We start from the raw sequence: 14,803 nt of genomic DNA, 5'->3' as shown, positions 1-14,803 counted from the left end.
GCTGCTCTCTGGTGCACCATGCTGCTCAACGCGGTAGCAGCTCGAGGGTGCCCTGGGTATGGCTCGTTATGTCCGCTTCGCTCAGATGCTGTGGCCGATAGAGGCCAAGCACATGGCCAGCGGCCTGGTCGGCGTAGTGTGCGTCGAACGGCACGCCGCTCTGGCCGACCGGATTACCGCCCAGTGCCTGGCTCGCGTCGGCCAGGTCGATCAGGCGCCGCGTCGAGGGGCCATAGACCACCTGCCAGGGCGCCGGGCCGATCCTGTGCGAGAGGTTGTCCGGCACCTCGTGGCTACCCGGGGCGGCGAAGGGGCCGACGTTGAGCAGGCGACCGAGCAAGGGCTGCTGGCCCAGCGGATGGGCGTGGGTCAGGGTATGGACGCGGCCCCATTGCCAGCTTTGCGAATCATCCCCGAACTGCTCGCGCAGGTGTGACAGGCTGGCGCGCCAGGCCTCGGCGACGATCTGCGCGCGAGTTGCCGTGCCGCTGCCGTCCTTGCGTTGCCACCAGGGCGAATCCGCATCGGCGGTCAGGCGTGGCAAGGCGATATCGAGTGATCGGCTTTGCAGCAGGCTGTCGAAGAAGGCTTCGCCCAGTTCGTCGGCCATGGCTTCGTGGGCCAGTTGATAGAGCAACTGGTTGAACAGCGTCGCGGTGACCGAATCCAGCGGGTGCTCGCCATTCCATTCGGCCAGCCGCTGCACCAGAGCCTGTTCCTGCTCGCCCTGGGCGGCGCTACGCAGCTCGTCGAGAATCGGCGTCAGCACGCGCCTGGGGTAGCCGGTACCCGTGTCGAGCTGCAAGGCCTGGCTGTTGCGCACATCCCATTTCACCGAGGCGTCGCTCAGGCGCTGGTTCAGGCGCTGGCCACGGTCGGGCAGGTTGTAGTAGCCGGGAATCTCGATGCCGCTGGCCGGCACCGGCTGGTAGTTGGCCGAGACGATATAGCCACGTGCCGGATTCTCTTCCTGCGGGTTGGCACTGAAAGGCTGCCAGCCGAGCTTGTCTGCCTCGCTGCTGGCACCGTCGAGGATGAAGGTCGGGTTGACGCCAGCCGGGCGCAGCGGCAGCTTGGCCGCCGCCCACCAGCCGATATCGCCGGCAGCATTGGCCCAGATCACGTTGAGGCCGGGTGCCTCGATCTTCTCGACGGCGGCGCGGGCCTTGTCCAGGGTGTCGGCGCGATCCAGCTGGTAGAAGGCATCGAGCAAGGGGTTGTCGGTTTCGAGGAAGGCCCACCACATGGCGATGGGGGTGCTGCCGCTGCTCTGACCGAGGGCGTCGTTGACGATAGGGCCATGGGGCGAACGGCGCAGGGTGATCTGCACCGGCTCGGCACCCTTGACCTGAATGCTTTCCGTGCGTTGCTCGAGGTCGACCCAGCGGCCCTGATACCAGACCTGGTTAGGGTTGTCCGGGTTGACCCGCTCGGCGATCAAATCGAGGTCGTCGTTCTGGAACATGGTCAGGCTCCAGGCGAAGTCACGGTTGTGACCGAGCATGGCGCTGGGGATCAGGGCGTGGTGGTAGCCGTACAGCTCGTAACCGGGCGCTTGCAGGTGCGCTTCGTACCACACCGCTGGCAGGGAGAAGCGGATGTGTGGATCGCCCGCCAGTAGCGGTTTGCCGCTGGCGGTGCGGCTGCCGGAAACGGCCCAGGCGTTGCTGCCCTCGAATTGCGGCAGGCCGCTGCCGGCCAGCGCGGCATCGCTGAGCTGGGCGAGTGCGGCCAGATCCTGCCAGTCGCCAGCAGCCAGGGGCGTGCCGAGTACGCCCTCGGGGTGCCAGTCGAGGTCGAAGACCTTGAGGTAGTCGGCGCCGAGCTGGTCGCGGATATGCGTCATCAGGGGCTCGGTACGCAGCGCGGCGGCGAAGCTGTAGGCCATGTAGCCGGCGACGCTGAGGGTGTCGGCGACGCTGAAGGGGCGCGGTTCGATGCCCAGCAGGTCGAACTCCACCGGCAGCGGGCGGCTGGCCTGGTACTGGTTGATGCCGTCCAGGTAGCTCTGCAGGGCACGCACGGACGGGCTGCTGGCATCTAGCTGGGCGGCGCGGGCGTCGGCGTGGCGACCGATCTCCAGAGTGCGGAACAGGCGATCGGTGGGCAGCAGCTTTTCTCCCAGCACCTGGGCCAGCTCGCCGCGCGCCAGGCGCCTGAGCAATTCCATCTGGAACAGGCGATCCTGGGCGTGCACGAAACCCAGGGCACGGTAGAGGTCGTCCTGATTCTGCGCCTTGAGATGCGGTACGCCGCGCTCGTCGTAGCGCACCGTCACGGGTGCATGCAGGCCTGCCAGGGCCAGTTCGCCGTCACGTTGCGGTTGTTTGCCATGCAGATACCAGCCAGCGCCGGCGGCACCAATGGCAACGATCAGGGCCAGGGCGGTGAGGGTACGTTTCATCGAGATCCTTGTTCTTGTGGGGCAGCAGGTCGGCATTCTGCGTAGCTGCCTCGGCGCTGGCATTGACTAAATGCAGCAGGCTTGAAAGTCTATGGTCAATTTTGCCCCGGATTCTGCCATGCCTGATGCCGAGCGCTCCGCATTCACCGCTCTGACGCACTCCGCCACCCTGCGCCGCCTGCTCTACGAGGCCCTGGCCGCGCTACGCCTGGATCCCACCGAGAGCTACCGGCGGGCCTATGCCGGGGTACCGCTGGCCTCGCCGCTGCTCGAGGCGCGAGAGGATCACGACAATGCCCCGCGCTTCTGGCAGGCCATTGCCGGGATCAGCGGTGATGCCGATATCGGCCTGCACCTGGCCGAGGTCATGCAGCCAAGGCCGATGGATGTGGTCGGCTACCTGCTGCTCAGCGCATCCGACCTGCGCCAGGGGCTGCAGGCCTTCGTGCGTTTTCAGCACATCCTTTCCGGTGGCTTTGCCGCGCGGCTGGAGGAGGGCGACGAGCAGGTGCGCCTGGTGATCGATCTGAACTACCGGGGCTTCGCTTCGTTGCGCCAGCAGATGGAATGCCTGGCCCTGCTGCTGCACAAGATGTTGCTGGCGGTCTGCCCGGTGCCCTTGCCGCTGCTGGGCGTCGAGTTTCGTCATCCTGCCCCGCGCCGGCTGCACGAGCATCGGCGCCTATTGGGCGTTACGCCGCTATTCGAGCAGCCCCACGATGCCTTGATTCTGCCGCGTGGGGCGCTTGGCAGGCCGCTGCGCAGTGCCAATGCGCGGCTGTTCGAGGTGCTCTGCGAAGAGGCGCAGCGGCAACTGGGCGAACTGGTGGAAAACCAGTTGCTGGCGCGCGTGCGCTACTGGCTGGAACGTAATCTGGGTCAGGCCCGCTGCGACCTGAGAGGCTGCGCTGCAGCGCTGGGTTTCTCCTATTCGACGTTGCAGCGCGCACTGAGTGAGCATGGCAGCAGCTTTCGTGCCCTGCATGACGAGGTGCGCCGCCTCAAGGCGCTGCACCTGCTCGAACAGGGGGCGGCGGTGCGCGATGTGGCCCGTGCCTGTGGTTTCGCCGAACTATCACCCTTCTACCGGGCCTTTCGCCGTTGGCAGGGTGGCACGCCGCGCGGACGCTAGTCGGCGGCCTGCCAATCGCAAAAGCAGCCCACCGCCAGGGTGTTGCTGGCATCCACGCGGCGCCCTTCGGCCAGGGCTTCGAGGATCGGCTCGATGAAACTGTTGCTCGAATTGCACACCAGCCCCTCGCTGTAGGGGCCGAAATAGGCGAGCTGGCCCTGCCGATCCCAGATCGCCACCGCAGGGCTGGCGGGGATGGCGTCGCTGCCCGGGAGTGTTTCGAGTACCTGCAGGCCGCCGAGATCGGCTGGCAGGCTGCCCTTGCTGCCGGGGCGTTGTACGGCGTAGAAGGCCACCCCCTTGGGGGCATAGCCGGCGATCAGCTCGGCCAGGTGCTGCTGGTTGCCAACGTTGCACGGGCAGGCCGGATCCCAGAAATGCACCAAGCGGATCGGGCCGGGGCCGGCCAGTTCCTCGGGCAGGCGCAGGGCGGCGCCGGAGAAGACCGCCGCGCGCTCGTCGAAGGGGCGCAGATAGCGGGCCTCGAACCAGCGGTAGGCCATGAGCAAGGCCACCGCGCAGACGGTGGCCAGCAGCAGAACGATCCAGGTGGTGCGTGATGGACGAGGCATGGGGCAGGACCGGCAAACGGGCGCCTAGCTTGCCATGCCGCGCTCGGCAGCAGAATATCGCTGCATCGAGAAACTCGCTTCGCCTCATGCGAACCCCGTCGGAAGCCCCATGTCAGAGCCTTTCCAGCCCGAGCTGCTACGCCCCTTGCTGCGACCCTTGGCCGCAGCGCGTCTCGATCTGCCGGCCGTGCAGGCTTACCGCAGCTTCTATGGCCTCGACCTGGCGACGCGCCATGCCGGGCTGGACTGCCGCCTGGGCAGCTTCAACGCTGCCGGCTACCAGATTGCCGTGCAGCTCTGGGCACCCTCCGAGCCGCGCGGTGCCTTGCTGCTGCTGCATGGCTATTACGACCATATGGGGCTGTATCGCCACGTCATCGACTGGGCCTTGAGCATGGGCCTCGCCGTGCTGGCCTGTGACCTGCCGGGGCATGGCCTGTCCAGCGGCGCACGGGCCAGCATCGACGACTTCGCCGAATACCAGCAGGTGCTGCTCGGCCTGTTCGAGCAAGCCGCCGAGCTGGGCCTGCCGCAGCCCTGGCATCTATGTGGACAGAGCACCGGCGGGGCGATCCTGCTGGATTACCTGCTCACCGATGGCCAGCGGCCCGAGCTGGGCCAGAGCATCCTCCTGGCACCGCTGGTGCGGCCGCGTGCCTGGAACTGGTCGAAGTTCAGCTACCTGATGCTCAGCCCCTTCGTCCGTGAGATACCCCGACGCTTCAGCGAGAATTCCAGCGACGCGGCCTTCATCGATTTCGTCCACAACCTCGACCCGCTGCAACCGCGTAGCTTGCCCACACTCTGGGTCGGTGCACTGAAACGCTGGGTGCCGCGCATCGAGGCGGCAGCGCGCAGCTCGCACAGCCCGCTGATCGTGCAGGGTGAAGAGGACATGACGGTGGACTGGCAGCACAACCTGGAGGTACTGCAGGACAAGTTCCGCCAGCCGAGCATCCTGCGCCTGCCCGAGGCGCGCCATCACCTGGCCAACGAGAACGAAGCGCTGCGCCGGCGCTACTTCGACTTTCTCAGTGAGCGTTTGGCGTAGGTTGGAGTCGCTGGCACAGGTGGTAGGAGCGGATTTATCCGCGATGGGTGTTGGTGTCGCAGGGCGTACCGGGCGCGATCCGCACGCGAAGATGTACGCTGGCGGAGTTTCGCTGGAGCGTTGTGGTGCCAAGCTGGGCATGGCCTGGCGGGCGGTTCGCTGGCGCTCCTGAGCGCTGCCCTACTTAATGCTTCAGATACCCTGCGGCGGTGGCTCCAGCTCGCTGGTGCTCAGGCCCACGGCCAGACCGGCGCGCAATGCGGCCAGGGCGGCCTTGTAGTAGGCCTGGCCATCGGCGGACTGGGCGAATTCGACGAACTGCTCCAGCTCCGGGTCGGACAGGTCGCGATAGACATGCAGCAGGGTGTTGTCGAGATCCTGCTCGATCTGTGCCATCAGGCGTTCACGCTGGCCGTTGAGCAGGCTCTGTGCCTGGCCGCCGCTGAGCAGGCCGGGGATCATCTGGCTGAGGCTGTCGGCGGCCACGCCGGCCAGGGCCAGGCTGACCTCGGCACCGGCCTCCTTGGCCGGCAGGGCCTGGGCCAGGTGGCGGATCAGCAGGCGGCGGGTGGCATCGGCCTCGGTGCGGGGCAGGCCATTGGCGTAGCGCGCCAGTTGGTCGCTACTGGTGGCACGTACCTCGGCAGCGACGATCTTGCGGCCCAGTTCGGACTCGAAGAAGGTCAGGGCCGGCTTGGGGTTGGCCAGCTCCATGCGCATGCTGTACTCGGCACGGCGGTCGATGGAGGCCGCGGCGAAGCGCTGGTTGCTGTTGTCCACCAGTGCCTGGTAGACGGCCGGCGGCAGGGTGCTGCGGTAGCGTTGCTGAGCGGCGTCCAGCGCTTGGTTGAAATGCTCGCGCTGTTGCGGCCAGCCGGCCGCCTGGTACAGGCGCAGATGGTCGTCGGCCATGGCCGGCAAGGCCAGACAGAGCAACAGGGCAAACAGAACGCGCATCGCAAACTCCTTGGCAGACCGCCTGACCGTTGCACGGGACGAGGACTCGGCGGCGGGCTATTTTCAGTGGCTGGCATTGGCTTGTCGAGCGCTTCACCGGGGGCTGCTAGAATCGCCGGCATGACCGACATTCCTACCCCCTTTTCTGCTCTCATCGATGACCTGGCCAGCCAAGGTTGGTCCCAACATGGGCTATTCGCCCCAGAGGGTCTGACCCGCGAACTGGCCGTTGAGTGCCACCGCCGTGCGCAGAACGGCGACCTGCACGCCGCAGCCGTGGGTCGCGGCGGGGCCCAGCAGGTGCAGGAGGGCATTCGTGGCGATCGCATCCAGTGGCTCGAGCCCGGTCAGAGCGAGGCCTGCGACCGCTACCTGGGGCTGATGGACGAGCTGCGCCAGGCGCTCAACCAGGCCTTCTATCTGGGGCTGGAAGACTTCGAGTGCCATTTCGCCTGCTATGCACCGGGGGCTTTCTATCAGCGTCACCTCGACCGCTTCCGTGATGATGACCGCCGTACCGTGTCGGCGGTGTTCTACCTCAACGACGACTGGCGGCCCGAGCAGGGTGGGGCGCTGCGCCTGCACCTGGCCGATGGTCGCGCGCACGACGTGCTGCCGCAGGCCGGCACCCTGGCATTGTTCATGTCCGCCGAGATGCCCCATGAAGTGCTGGCGGCCACGCGCGAGCGCCTGTCGCTGACCGGCTGGTTCCGCCGCCGTGGCGAGAGCCCGCTCTGAGTCATGCACAAGATTCTCGTCAGTCGCTGCCTGCTGGGCCATCGCGTGCGCTACGACGGCGGTGCCCACGGCCCTTACGAGCTGCTGCAGCAGTGGCTGGACGAGGGACGGGTGGTTGCGCTGTGCCCGGAAGTGGCTGGCGGCCTGCCGACCCCCAGGGCGCCCGCCGAGATCGCCGGCGGGCAGGGCGCACAGGTGCTGGATGGGCGCCTGCCGGTGCTGACCGTCGAGGGTGGCGATGTCACCGATGCCTTCGTCGAGGGGGCGCAGCAGGCGTTGGCGCTGGTGCGTGAACACGGCATCCGTATGGCGCTGCTCAAGGCGCGCAGCCCTTCCTGCGGCAATCTGGAGAACTACGACGGCACCTTCAGTGGCGTGCGGGTTGCCGGTGAGGGGGTGACGGCTGCGCTGTTGCGTCGCGCCGGGGTGCGGGTATTCAACGAGCAGCAACTGGACGAGGCACGGCAGGCCTTGTTGGCGCTGGAGAGCGAAACGGGAACGTCTGGCGCCGTTTAGAGTCCACCGTTTCCCTGTTTCTCTCGAGGACGCCGTGATGACCAGAACGCTGAATGCCATCTCTCTCTGCGCTGCCCTGCTGCTGGGCGCCAGTGCCACTGCCTGGGCCGACATGCCACGCACCGCGGCGCCGGAGGGGGCCAAGGTGTACTTCATCGAGCCGGCCGATGGCGCCACGGTGGGCCAGACCTTCACCGTCAAGTTCGGCCTCCAGGGCATGGGAGTGGCGCCGGCGGGCGTCGATGTCGCGGGTACCGGGCACCATCACCTGCTGATCGATGTCGACAAGCTGCCGCCGATGAACGCGCCCCTGCCAATGACCGATGCCATCCGCCACTTCGGCAAGGGCCAGACCGAAACCCAGGTGACCCTGCCGCCAGGCAAGCACACGCTGCAGTTGCTGGTGGGAGACAAGAACCACGTACCGCTGGATCCGCCGGTGATGTCGGAGAAGATCAGCGTCACGGTGAAGTGATCCTGTAGCCCGGATTCACCCCCATCCAAACGAAAAGGGCGACCCGAGGGTCGCCCTTTTTTCGTTACCGCCTGCTGCTTAGAACAGCACGCGGCTACGGATGGTGCCATGCACCTGCTGCAGCTTCTCCAGCGCCAGATCGGAGTACTCGGCGTCGACGTCGATCACCACGTAGCCGACCTTGTCGTTGGTCTGCAGGAACTGGCCAGAGATGTTGATATTGTTGTCGGCGAACACCTTGTTGATCTCGCTCATCACGCCCGGCACGTTCTCGTGGATGTGCAGCAGGCGGTGCTTGCCAGCATGGGCCGGCAGGGCCACTTCGGGGAAGTTGACCGAGGACACCGAGGTGCCGTTGTCGCTGTACTTGACCAGCTTCTCGGCCACTTCCAGGCCGATGTTGGCCTGGGCTTCGGCGGTGGAGCCACCGATGTGCGGGGTGAGGATCACGCGATCCAGGCCGCGCAGCGGGCTCTCGAAGATGTCGTCGTTGGACTTGGGCTCGACCGGGAACACGTCGATGGCAGCGCCGATCAGGTGCTCGTCCTTGATGGCCGCGGCCAGGTGATCCAGCTCGACCACGGTGCCACGGGCGGCGTTGATCAGGATGGCGCCCTTCTTCATGGCGCGGATTTCCTTCTCACCGATCATCCACTGGGTGGACGGCAGCTCCGGCACGTGCAGCGAGACGATGTCGGCCAGGCCCAGCAGCTCGTGCAGGCTGCCGATCTGCGTGGCGTTGCCCAGCGGCAGCTTGGTCACGGTGTCATAGAAATACACCTGCATGCCCAGGGCTTCGGCCAGCACCGAGAGCTGGGTGCCGATGGAGCCGTAGCCGATGATGCCCAGCTTCTTGCCACGGATCTCGAAGGAGTTGGCCGCCGACTTGATCCAGCCGCCGCGATGGCAGGAGGCGTTCTTCTCGGGGATGCCGCGCAGCAGCAGGATGGCTTCGGCCAGTACCAGCTCGGCCACCGAGCGGGTGTTGGAGTAGGGGGCGTTGAACACGGCGATGCCGCGCTCGCGGGCGGCGTCCAGGTCGACCTGGTTGGTGCCGATGCAGAAGCAGCCGACGGCGACCAGCTTCTTCGCACAGTCGAAGACCTCGGCCGTCAGTTGGGTACGCGAGCGGATACCGATGAAGTGGGCGTCGGCGATCTTCTCTTTCAGCTCCTCGCCTGACAGGGCAGTCTTGAGGTACTCGATGTTGGTGTAACCGGCGGCCTTCAACGTATCCACGGCGTTCTGGTGCACGCCTTCGAGAAGAAGGAACTTGATCTTGCTCTTTTCGAGAGAGGTCTTGCTCATCGGAGTACCTGTGTCCCACGGGATGTTTTCAGGGAAGGGCTGAGAAAATCAGCCAGCACCCGCAGATCGCTGCATGTCACGATTCGCGGGGTGCGTATGCTAGCATGTTCGCCTTTTTCAATGCTCGGTTGCGACCTGAATGGTTCTCAGGGCGACCATGAATCCTTTGAGAGTTCACTTGATGACTACTGCGGTGCAGATCGAAGAGCTGAAGACCCTGGTCGAGCCCGGCAAGGTGCTGACCGACGCCGATTCCCTGGAAACCTATGGCAAGGACTGGACCAAGCAGTACGCGCCCGCGCCTTCGGCCATCGTCTTCCCCAAGAGCACCGAACAGGTGCAGGCCATCGTGCGCTGGGCCAATCAGCACAAGATCGCCCTGGTGCCCTCGGGTGGCCGTACCGGCCTCTCCGCTGCTGCCGTGGCGGCCAATGGTGAGGTGGTGGTGTCCTTCGACTACATGAACCGCATCGTCGCCTTCAACGAATACGACCGCACCGTGGTCTGCCAGCCGGGCGTGGTGACCAAGCAACTGCAATTGTTCGCCGAGGAAAAGGGCCTGTACTACCCGGTGGACTTCGCATCGAGCGGCTCCAGCCAGATCGGCGGCAATATCGGCACCAATGCCGGCGGTATCAAGGTGATTCGCTACGGCATGACCCGCAACTGGGTCGCCGGCCTCAAGGTGGTCACCGGCACTGGCGAGCTGCTGGAGCTCAACCGCGACCTGGTCAAGAACGCCACCGGCTATGACCTGCGCCAACTGTTCATCGGCGCCGAAGGCACCCTGGGCTTCGTGGTCGAGGCCACCATGCGCCTGGAACGTGCGCCGAAGAATCTCACCGCGATGGTGCTCGGCACGCCGGATTTCGATTCGATCATGCCGGTGCTGCATGCCTTCCAGGGCAAGCTCGACCTGACCGCCTTCGAGTTCTTCTCCGACCGCTGCCTGGAGAAGATCCTCGGCCGTGGCGACGTGCCGGCTCCGTTCGAGAGCCGCACGCCGTTCTACGCCCTGCTGGAATTCGAGGCGCTCAACGAGGACGTGGCCAACGAGGCCCTGGCCACCTTCGAGCACTGCGTCGAGCAGGGCTGGGTGCTCGACGGCGTGATGAGCCAGAGCGAGCAGCAACTGCAGAACCTGTGGAAGCTGCGCGAGTACATCTCCGAAACCATCAGTCACTGGACTCCGTACAAGAACGACATCTCCGTCACCGTCGGCCAGGTGCCGGCCTTCCTCAAGGACATCGACGACATCGTCTCGGCCAACTACCCGGACTTCGACGTGCTCTGGTACGGCCATATCGGTGACGGCAACCTGCACCTGAACATCCTCAAGCCCGAGAATCTGGCCAAGGAAGACTTCTTCGCCAAGTGCGCGGTGGTCAACAAGTGGGTGTTCGAGATCGTCGAGAAGTACAACGGCTCGATCAGCGCCGAACATGGCGTGGGCATGACCAAGCGTGATTACCTGCAGTACAGCCGCTCACCGGCCGAGATCGCCTGCATGAAGGCGATCAAGGCCGTGTTCGACCCCAATGGCATCATGAATCCCGGAAAGATCTTCAATTAAAGCCGCAAGCTGCAAGCTGCAAGCCGCAAGAAAAGCAGGGCGCGGACATACTTGCAGCTTGGGGCTTGAAGCTGCGGAGCAACCCAAATGAGCTATCAGCACCAGTACGTCGACGGTACCACCGTGCACTTTCCCCTTGGCAAGGTGGTCTGCATCGGCCGCAACTACGCCGAGCACGCCAAGGAACTGAACAACCCGGTGCCCAGCGAGCCGCTGCTGTTCATCAAGCCGGGCTCCTGTGTAGTGCCGCTCGATGGCGGTTTCAGCATTCCTGACGATCGCGGCGCGGTGCATTACGAGGCGGAGATCGCCGTGCTGATCGGCAAACCCCTGTCATCGAGGCCGGATGCCGAGGAGGTGCGCGATGCCATCAACGGTTTCGCTCCGGCACTGGATCTGACCCTGCGTGACGTACAGGCCAAGCTCAAGGAAAAGGGCTATCCCTGGGAAATCGCCAAGAGCTTCGACGGCGCCTGCGTGCTGGCGCCTTTCGTGCCGGGGGATGCCATCGAGGACCTGGCCGATATCGGCATTCGCCTTGTCATCAATGGCGAAACCCGCCAGGACGGTAACAGCCGCGATATGCTCAACCCCATCGTCGGCATGATCCAGCACATGGCCGGGCATTTCGCTCTGCAGCCGGGTGACGTGATCCTCACCGGCACGCCGGTGGGTGTCGGCGCGCTGAACAAAGGCGACGAACTGGAGCTGGAGCTGGTCGGTCATAGCCGCTTTACCAGTCGCGTGCTATAAGCGATGACCGCCGCCTGACTGCGGCGGAACTCCCGTCGATAGCGGGAGTCGCATGGCTATCCTGCAGTCGAGTCGTCGCGATGTCCTCTCTCCGCTTCCGCCTGAAACACCCTGGCTACTGGCTCACGGGTTGTGCATTGCTGGCCTTCGGTGTGCTGGCGCAGACCCAGCACTGGGACGACCGCGCCCAGCTCTGGTGGCAGGAGCGCTCCACGCCGCTGGTCAGCCGCCTCGCCAGTATTTGGCTGCCTGGTTATCGCGCGGTGATCCAGGCCAAAACGCTCGATGGGTTGGAAAAGGACGAGACCTCCGGGCTGACCTACAACCCGCTCACCGGCACCCTGTTCACCGTCACCGGCAAGAACCCGCTGCTGGTGGAACTCTCCCGCGACGGCGAAATCCTGCGCCGCATCCGCCTGAACGGTTTCTCCGATCCGGAAGGCGTGGAAATGATGGACAACGGCCGTATGGCCATCGTCGACGAGCGCCGGCGTCAGCTCACCACCTTCACCCTGCAGGTCGATGATCTGGAGTTGGATGCCGCTGATTTCCCCGGCTTCGACCTGGGGTTCGCCGATGCCGGCAACAAGGGCTTCGAGGGCCTGGGCTGGGACTCGCGCAGCCACAGCCTGCTGCTCGGCAAGGAGCGCAGCCCGATGGGCTTGTTCAGCCTGCCGTTCCCCGATGCGGGTGGCCGGGCCGGTACGCTGCGGCCGCTGGTGGCCGGCAACCTGGGACTGCGCGATATATCCTCGCTCAGCGTCGATGAGCGCACCGGCCACCTGCTGCTGCTGTCCGACGAGTCGCGCATGCTGCTGGAACTCGACCGTGCCGGCCAGCCGGTCAGCTTCCTCAGCCTCAGTGGTGGCCTCAATGGTCTGGACAGCGGCATCCAGCAGGCCGAAGGCGTGGCCATGGACGAGGATGGCGACATCTATATCGTCGCCGAACCCAATCTGTTCTACCGCTTCCGCAAGCCGCTGCCGGATGCGGGCTGAGCCGGCTTGCGCGTTCAGCTTGGCTTAAGCGGCGATTCAGTCTGGCTTCAGCTAGCGGCACTAATCTGAGCCCGTCACTTACGAACAACGAGGTTCACACCATGAAACGTACCGCTCTCGCTCTGATGGTTCTGCCGCTGCTCAGCACCGCCGCTTTCGCCACCGGTTACACCGGCCCGGGTGCCACCCCGCAGGTCACTACCGTTGCCGCCGCGCTGCAGGCTGCCGATGACACCCATGTCGTGCTCGAAGGCCAGATCGTCAAGCGCCTGCAGGACGAACTCTACGAGTTCAAGGACGCCACCGGCACCATCCAGGTGGAGATCGACGACGAAGACTGGCCGAACCAGACCGTCTCGGAAACCGCCAAGGTGCGCCTGACCGGCGAAGTCGACAAGGACTTCAATAATCGTGAGATCGATGTCGACCGTGTCGAACTGATCAACTGATTCCCGCTGTTCCGCCCACCCGCCACAGACGAGCTGTGGCGGGTTTTTTCGTGAGAGGGCCTATGCGCCGCCTGCTTGCCATCAACCCCTGGTTCTACCTGTTCGGCCTGGCGCTGCTGGCCGTCGCCTTGGCTGCCCAGCAATACCGTCTTTTCGAGCGTGCCTGGTTCACCGTGCAAGAGTGGCAGCATGGCGAGCAGTGGCGTGAGCGCTCGTTGTGGCTGGGCGATTACCGCGTGGTGATCGAGGCCAAGCCCATCGGCGACATCAGCGATGTTTCGGCGCTGACCTTCGACCCGGATCGGCACAGCCTGTTCAGCGTCACCAACAAGCCGGCCAGAGTGATCGAGCTGAGCCTGGAGGGTGATCTCAAACGCACTATCGACCTGCAGGGGTTCGGCGATCCCGAGGCCATCGAGTACGTCGCGCCCGGCACCTACGTGATCGCCGACGAGCGCGAGCAGCGCCTGGTCAAGGTGCGCATTGACGATGCCACACGGGTGCTCGATGCGGCGGACTACCAGCAGCTTTCGTTGGGGATCGGGCTCAACGGCAACAAGGGTTTCGAGGGGCTGGCCTATGATGCTGCCAACCACCGCCTGCTGGTGGCCAAGGAGCGCGACCCGGTGCGCATCTTCGAGGTGCTGGGCTTCCCTCATGTCGACGAGAGCAAACCCCTGGCGTTGCAGGTCAATACCGACCCCAAGCGTGATGCGCGGTTGTTCGTGCGTGACCTGTCGAGTCTGGATTTCGATGCGGCCACCGGGCATCTGCTGGCGCTGTCGGACGAATCGCGCCTGGTGATCGAACTCAGTGCCGCAGGCAAGCCGATCAGCACCCTGTCCCTGCTGACGGGCCAGCATGGCCTCAGACGCAGCGTGCCCCAGGCCGAGGGGGTGGCCAGCGACGATGCCGGCAACCTGTACCTGATCAGCGAGCCCAACCTGTTCTACCTATTCAGGAAGCAGGGCGACTAGCCCGTCTGGTCGTCCGTCTGTGCATCGGGCGCATTCTTCTGCACCGACTCGATACCGCTCTTGCAACTGGCGGCGCTGGCATACATCTGGCTCTGCCCGACTACCTGGCCATTGCTGGCCTTGAGCAGAAAGTAGTGTTTGTCGTTGCTTGAGGTCTTGGTCTCGAAGGCGCCCTCGCGCTGGGCGTTCTTCTTCACCGAGTCGATACCGCCCAGCGCCGAATCCTTGGCCTTGTACATCTCGCTGCTGAGGATGACCTGGCCATTGGTGGCCAGCAGGTTGAAATGGTACTGGCCGTCTTTGGCCTTCTTCAGTTCGAACTTACCTGGCATTTTCGTTTCTCCCTGAGTGCCCGGCGGTATGCCGAAGCGGTGCTCTGGAAGCGTAGCTCATCAGTGCGAATGGCTCTTGCCGACATGGGTATGGTTGTCGTCCGGTAGCGGCTGCACGCCGCCGCTGACGTTGAGCTGGCGCAGAATGCCGCAGTCCTCCGCCTCCTGCGGGCCGTTGCAGCGGTCGCGCAGCTCGCTCAGTTGATCGCGCAGGGCCAGCAGGCTGTCGATGCGCGCCTGTACGTGCTCGATATGTTCGTCCACCAGGCTGTTGATGCCGGCGCAGCTCTCATGGGGCAGATCGCGCAGCGCCAGCAGGCGCTGGATTTCCTCCAGGGTCATGTCCAGGGTGCGGCAGTTGCGGATGAACACCAGGCGCTCCAGGTGTTCGGGGCCGTACAGGCGGTAGTTGCCTTCGCTGCGCGCGGGCGCTGGCAGCAGGCCTTCGCGCTCGTAGTAACGTACCGTCTCCACCTGGCAGCCGGCCTTCTTCGCCAATTCTCCGATTTTCATGCGATCTCCTCCCGAGTGCTTGACCCTATAGTGACTACAGGGTGTGTACTCGGCA

The 14,803-nt window shown here is 65.0% G+C and carries 16 protein-coding genes; 10 read left to right on the top strand and 6 right to left on the bottom strand.

The features are described from left to right. Positions 1–25 precede the first annotated feature (25 nt). Positions 26–2,404: a penicillin acylase family protein gene (locus OU800_RS21715; RefSeq protein WP_268179418.1), complete on the bottom strand. Its 2,379-nt coding sequence runs from the start codon at positions 2,402–2,404 to the stop codon at positions 26–28. A gap of 118 nt (positions 2,405–2,522) precedes the next feature. Between OU800_RS21715 and OU800_RS21710 the strand changes: the two genes are divergently transcribed. Further along, positions 2,523–3,536, top strand: coding sequence for an AraC family transcriptional regulator (locus tag OU800_RS21710; protein ID WP_268179417.1), 1,014 nt, complete (start codon positions 2,523–2,525; stop codon positions 3,534–3,536). Here the strand turns inward: OU800_RS21710 and OU800_RS21705 are convergent. Further along, complete coding sequence (locus tag OU800_RS21705) at positions 3,533–4,108, bottom strand: DUF6436 domain-containing protein (protein ID WP_268179416.1); 576 nt, start codon at positions 4,106–4,108, stop codon at positions 3,533–3,535. The genes OU800_RS21710 and OU800_RS21705 overlap by 4 nt on opposite strands. Before the next feature lie 109 nt (positions 4,109–4,217). Here OU800_RS21705 and OU800_RS21700 point away from each other — a divergent pair, with 109 nt between their 5' ends. Further along, positions 4,218–5,159 carry an alpha/beta hydrolase gene (locus OU800_RS21700; RefSeq protein ID WP_268179415.1) on the top strand — a complete coding sequence of 314 codons (942 nt, stop codon included), beginning with the start codon at positions 4,218–4,220 and terminating at the stop codon, positions 5,157–5,159. A 192-nt stretch (positions 5,160–5,351) separates the two neighbouring features. Here OU800_RS21700 and OU800_RS21695 read toward each other — a convergent pair whose 3' ends face one another. Next, positions 5,352–6,116 carry a hypothetical protein gene (locus tag OU800_RS21695; protein WP_268179414.1) on the bottom strand — a complete coding sequence of 255 codons (765 nt, stop codon included), beginning with the start codon at positions 6,114–6,116 and terminating at the stop codon, positions 5,352–5,354. A gap of 120 nt (positions 6,117–6,236) precedes the next feature. On the opposite strand from OU800_RS21695, the gene OU800_RS21690 reads away from it, so the two are divergent. The 3 genes from OU800_RS21690 to OU800_RS21680 are packed head-to-tail and all read left to right on the top strand — an operon-like array spanning position 6,237 to position 7,845. Beyond that, the gene (locus OU800_RS21690; protein ID WP_268179413.1) at positions 6,237–6,854 is read left to right on the top strand and encodes a 2OG-Fe(II) oxygenase; all 618 of its coding nucleotides are present in this window, start codon (positions 6,237–6,239) and stop codon (positions 6,852–6,854) included. A gap of 3 nt (positions 6,855–6,857) precedes the next feature. Continuing rightward, entirely contained in the window at positions 6,858–7,370 is a 513-nt protein-coding gene (locus tag OU800_RS21685) for a DUF523 domain-containing protein (RefSeq protein ID WP_268179412.1), read from the top strand. 37 nt (positions 7,371–7,407) lie between these two features. Next, the gene (locus tag OU800_RS21680) at positions 7,408–7,845 is read left to right on the top strand and encodes a DUF4399 domain-containing protein (RefSeq protein ID WP_268179411.1); all 438 of its coding nucleotides are present in this window, start codon (positions 7,408–7,410) and stop codon (positions 7,843–7,845) included. 78 nt (positions 7,846–7,923) lie between these two features. Here the strand turns inward: OU800_RS21680 and serA are convergent, their stop codons facing one another. Further along, positions 7,924–9,153 (bottom strand): phosphoglycerate dehydrogenase, encoded by a 1,230-nt coding sequence (gene serA, locus OU800_RS21675; RefSeq protein WP_268179410.1) that lies wholly within the window; start codon positions 9,151–9,153, stop codon positions 7,924–7,926. Positions 9,154–9,334: 181 nt separating this feature from the next. On the opposite strand from serA, the gene OU800_RS21670 reads away from it, so the two are divergent. The 5 genes from OU800_RS21670 to OU800_RS21650 all read left to right on the top strand — a co-directional run bounded on the left by OU800_RS21670 (position 9,335) and on the right by OU800_RS21650 (position 13,903). Next, positions 9,335–10,726: an FAD-binding oxidoreductase gene (locus OU800_RS21670; protein ID WP_268179409.1), complete on the top strand. Its 1,392-nt coding sequence runs from the start codon at positions 9,335–9,337 to the stop codon at positions 10,724–10,726. Between the two features lie 87 nt (positions 10,727–10,813). Then, positions 10,814–11,479, top strand: coding sequence for a fumarylacetoacetate hydrolase family protein (locus OU800_RS21665; protein ID WP_268179408.1), 666 nt, complete (start codon positions 10,814–10,816; stop codon positions 11,477–11,479). Between the two features lie 80 nt (positions 11,480–11,559). Next, positions 11,560–12,477, top strand: coding sequence for an SdiA-regulated domain-containing protein (locus OU800_RS21660; RefSeq protein WP_268179407.1), 918 nt, complete (start codon positions 11,560–11,562; stop codon positions 12,475–12,477). 101 nt (positions 12,478–12,578) lie between these two features. After that, entirely contained in the window at positions 12,579–12,926 is a 348-nt protein-coding gene (locus tag OU800_RS21655; RefSeq protein ID WP_268179406.1) for a NirD/YgiW/YdeI family stress tolerance protein, read from the top strand. Positions 12,927–12,988: 62 nt separating this feature from the next. Next, positions 12,989–13,903, top strand: coding sequence for an SdiA-regulated domain-containing protein (locus OU800_RS21650; protein WP_268179405.1), 915 nt, complete (start codon positions 12,989–12,991; stop codon positions 13,901–13,903). On the opposite strand, the gene OU800_RS21645 is transcribed toward OU800_RS21650, so the two are convergent. Then, positions 13,900–14,235: a YegP family protein gene (locus tag OU800_RS21645; RefSeq protein ID WP_268179404.1), complete on the bottom strand. Its 336-nt coding sequence runs from the start codon at positions 14,233–14,235 to the stop codon at positions 13,900–13,902. The genes OU800_RS21650 and OU800_RS21645 overlap by 4 nt on opposite strands. A 60-nt stretch (positions 14,236–14,295) precedes the next feature. Beyond that, on the bottom strand, positions 14,296–14,748 hold the full coding sequence (gene cadR, locus OU800_RS21640; RefSeq protein WP_268179403.1) for a Cd(II)/Pb(II)-responsive transcriptional regulator: 453 nt from the start codon (positions 14,746–14,748) through the stop codon (positions 14,296–14,298). Positions 14,749–14,803 lie beyond the last annotated feature (55 nt).

Origin of the sequence: Pseudomonas sp. GOM7, assembly GCF_026723825.1 — a bacterium.
Classification (GTDB): Bacteria; Pseudomonadota; Gammaproteobacteria; order Pseudomonadales; family Pseudomonadaceae; genus Aquipseudomonas.
The sequence above is the reverse complement of the archived record's forward strand: the minus strand, read 5'-3'. Positions and strand labels throughout refer to the sequence as shown.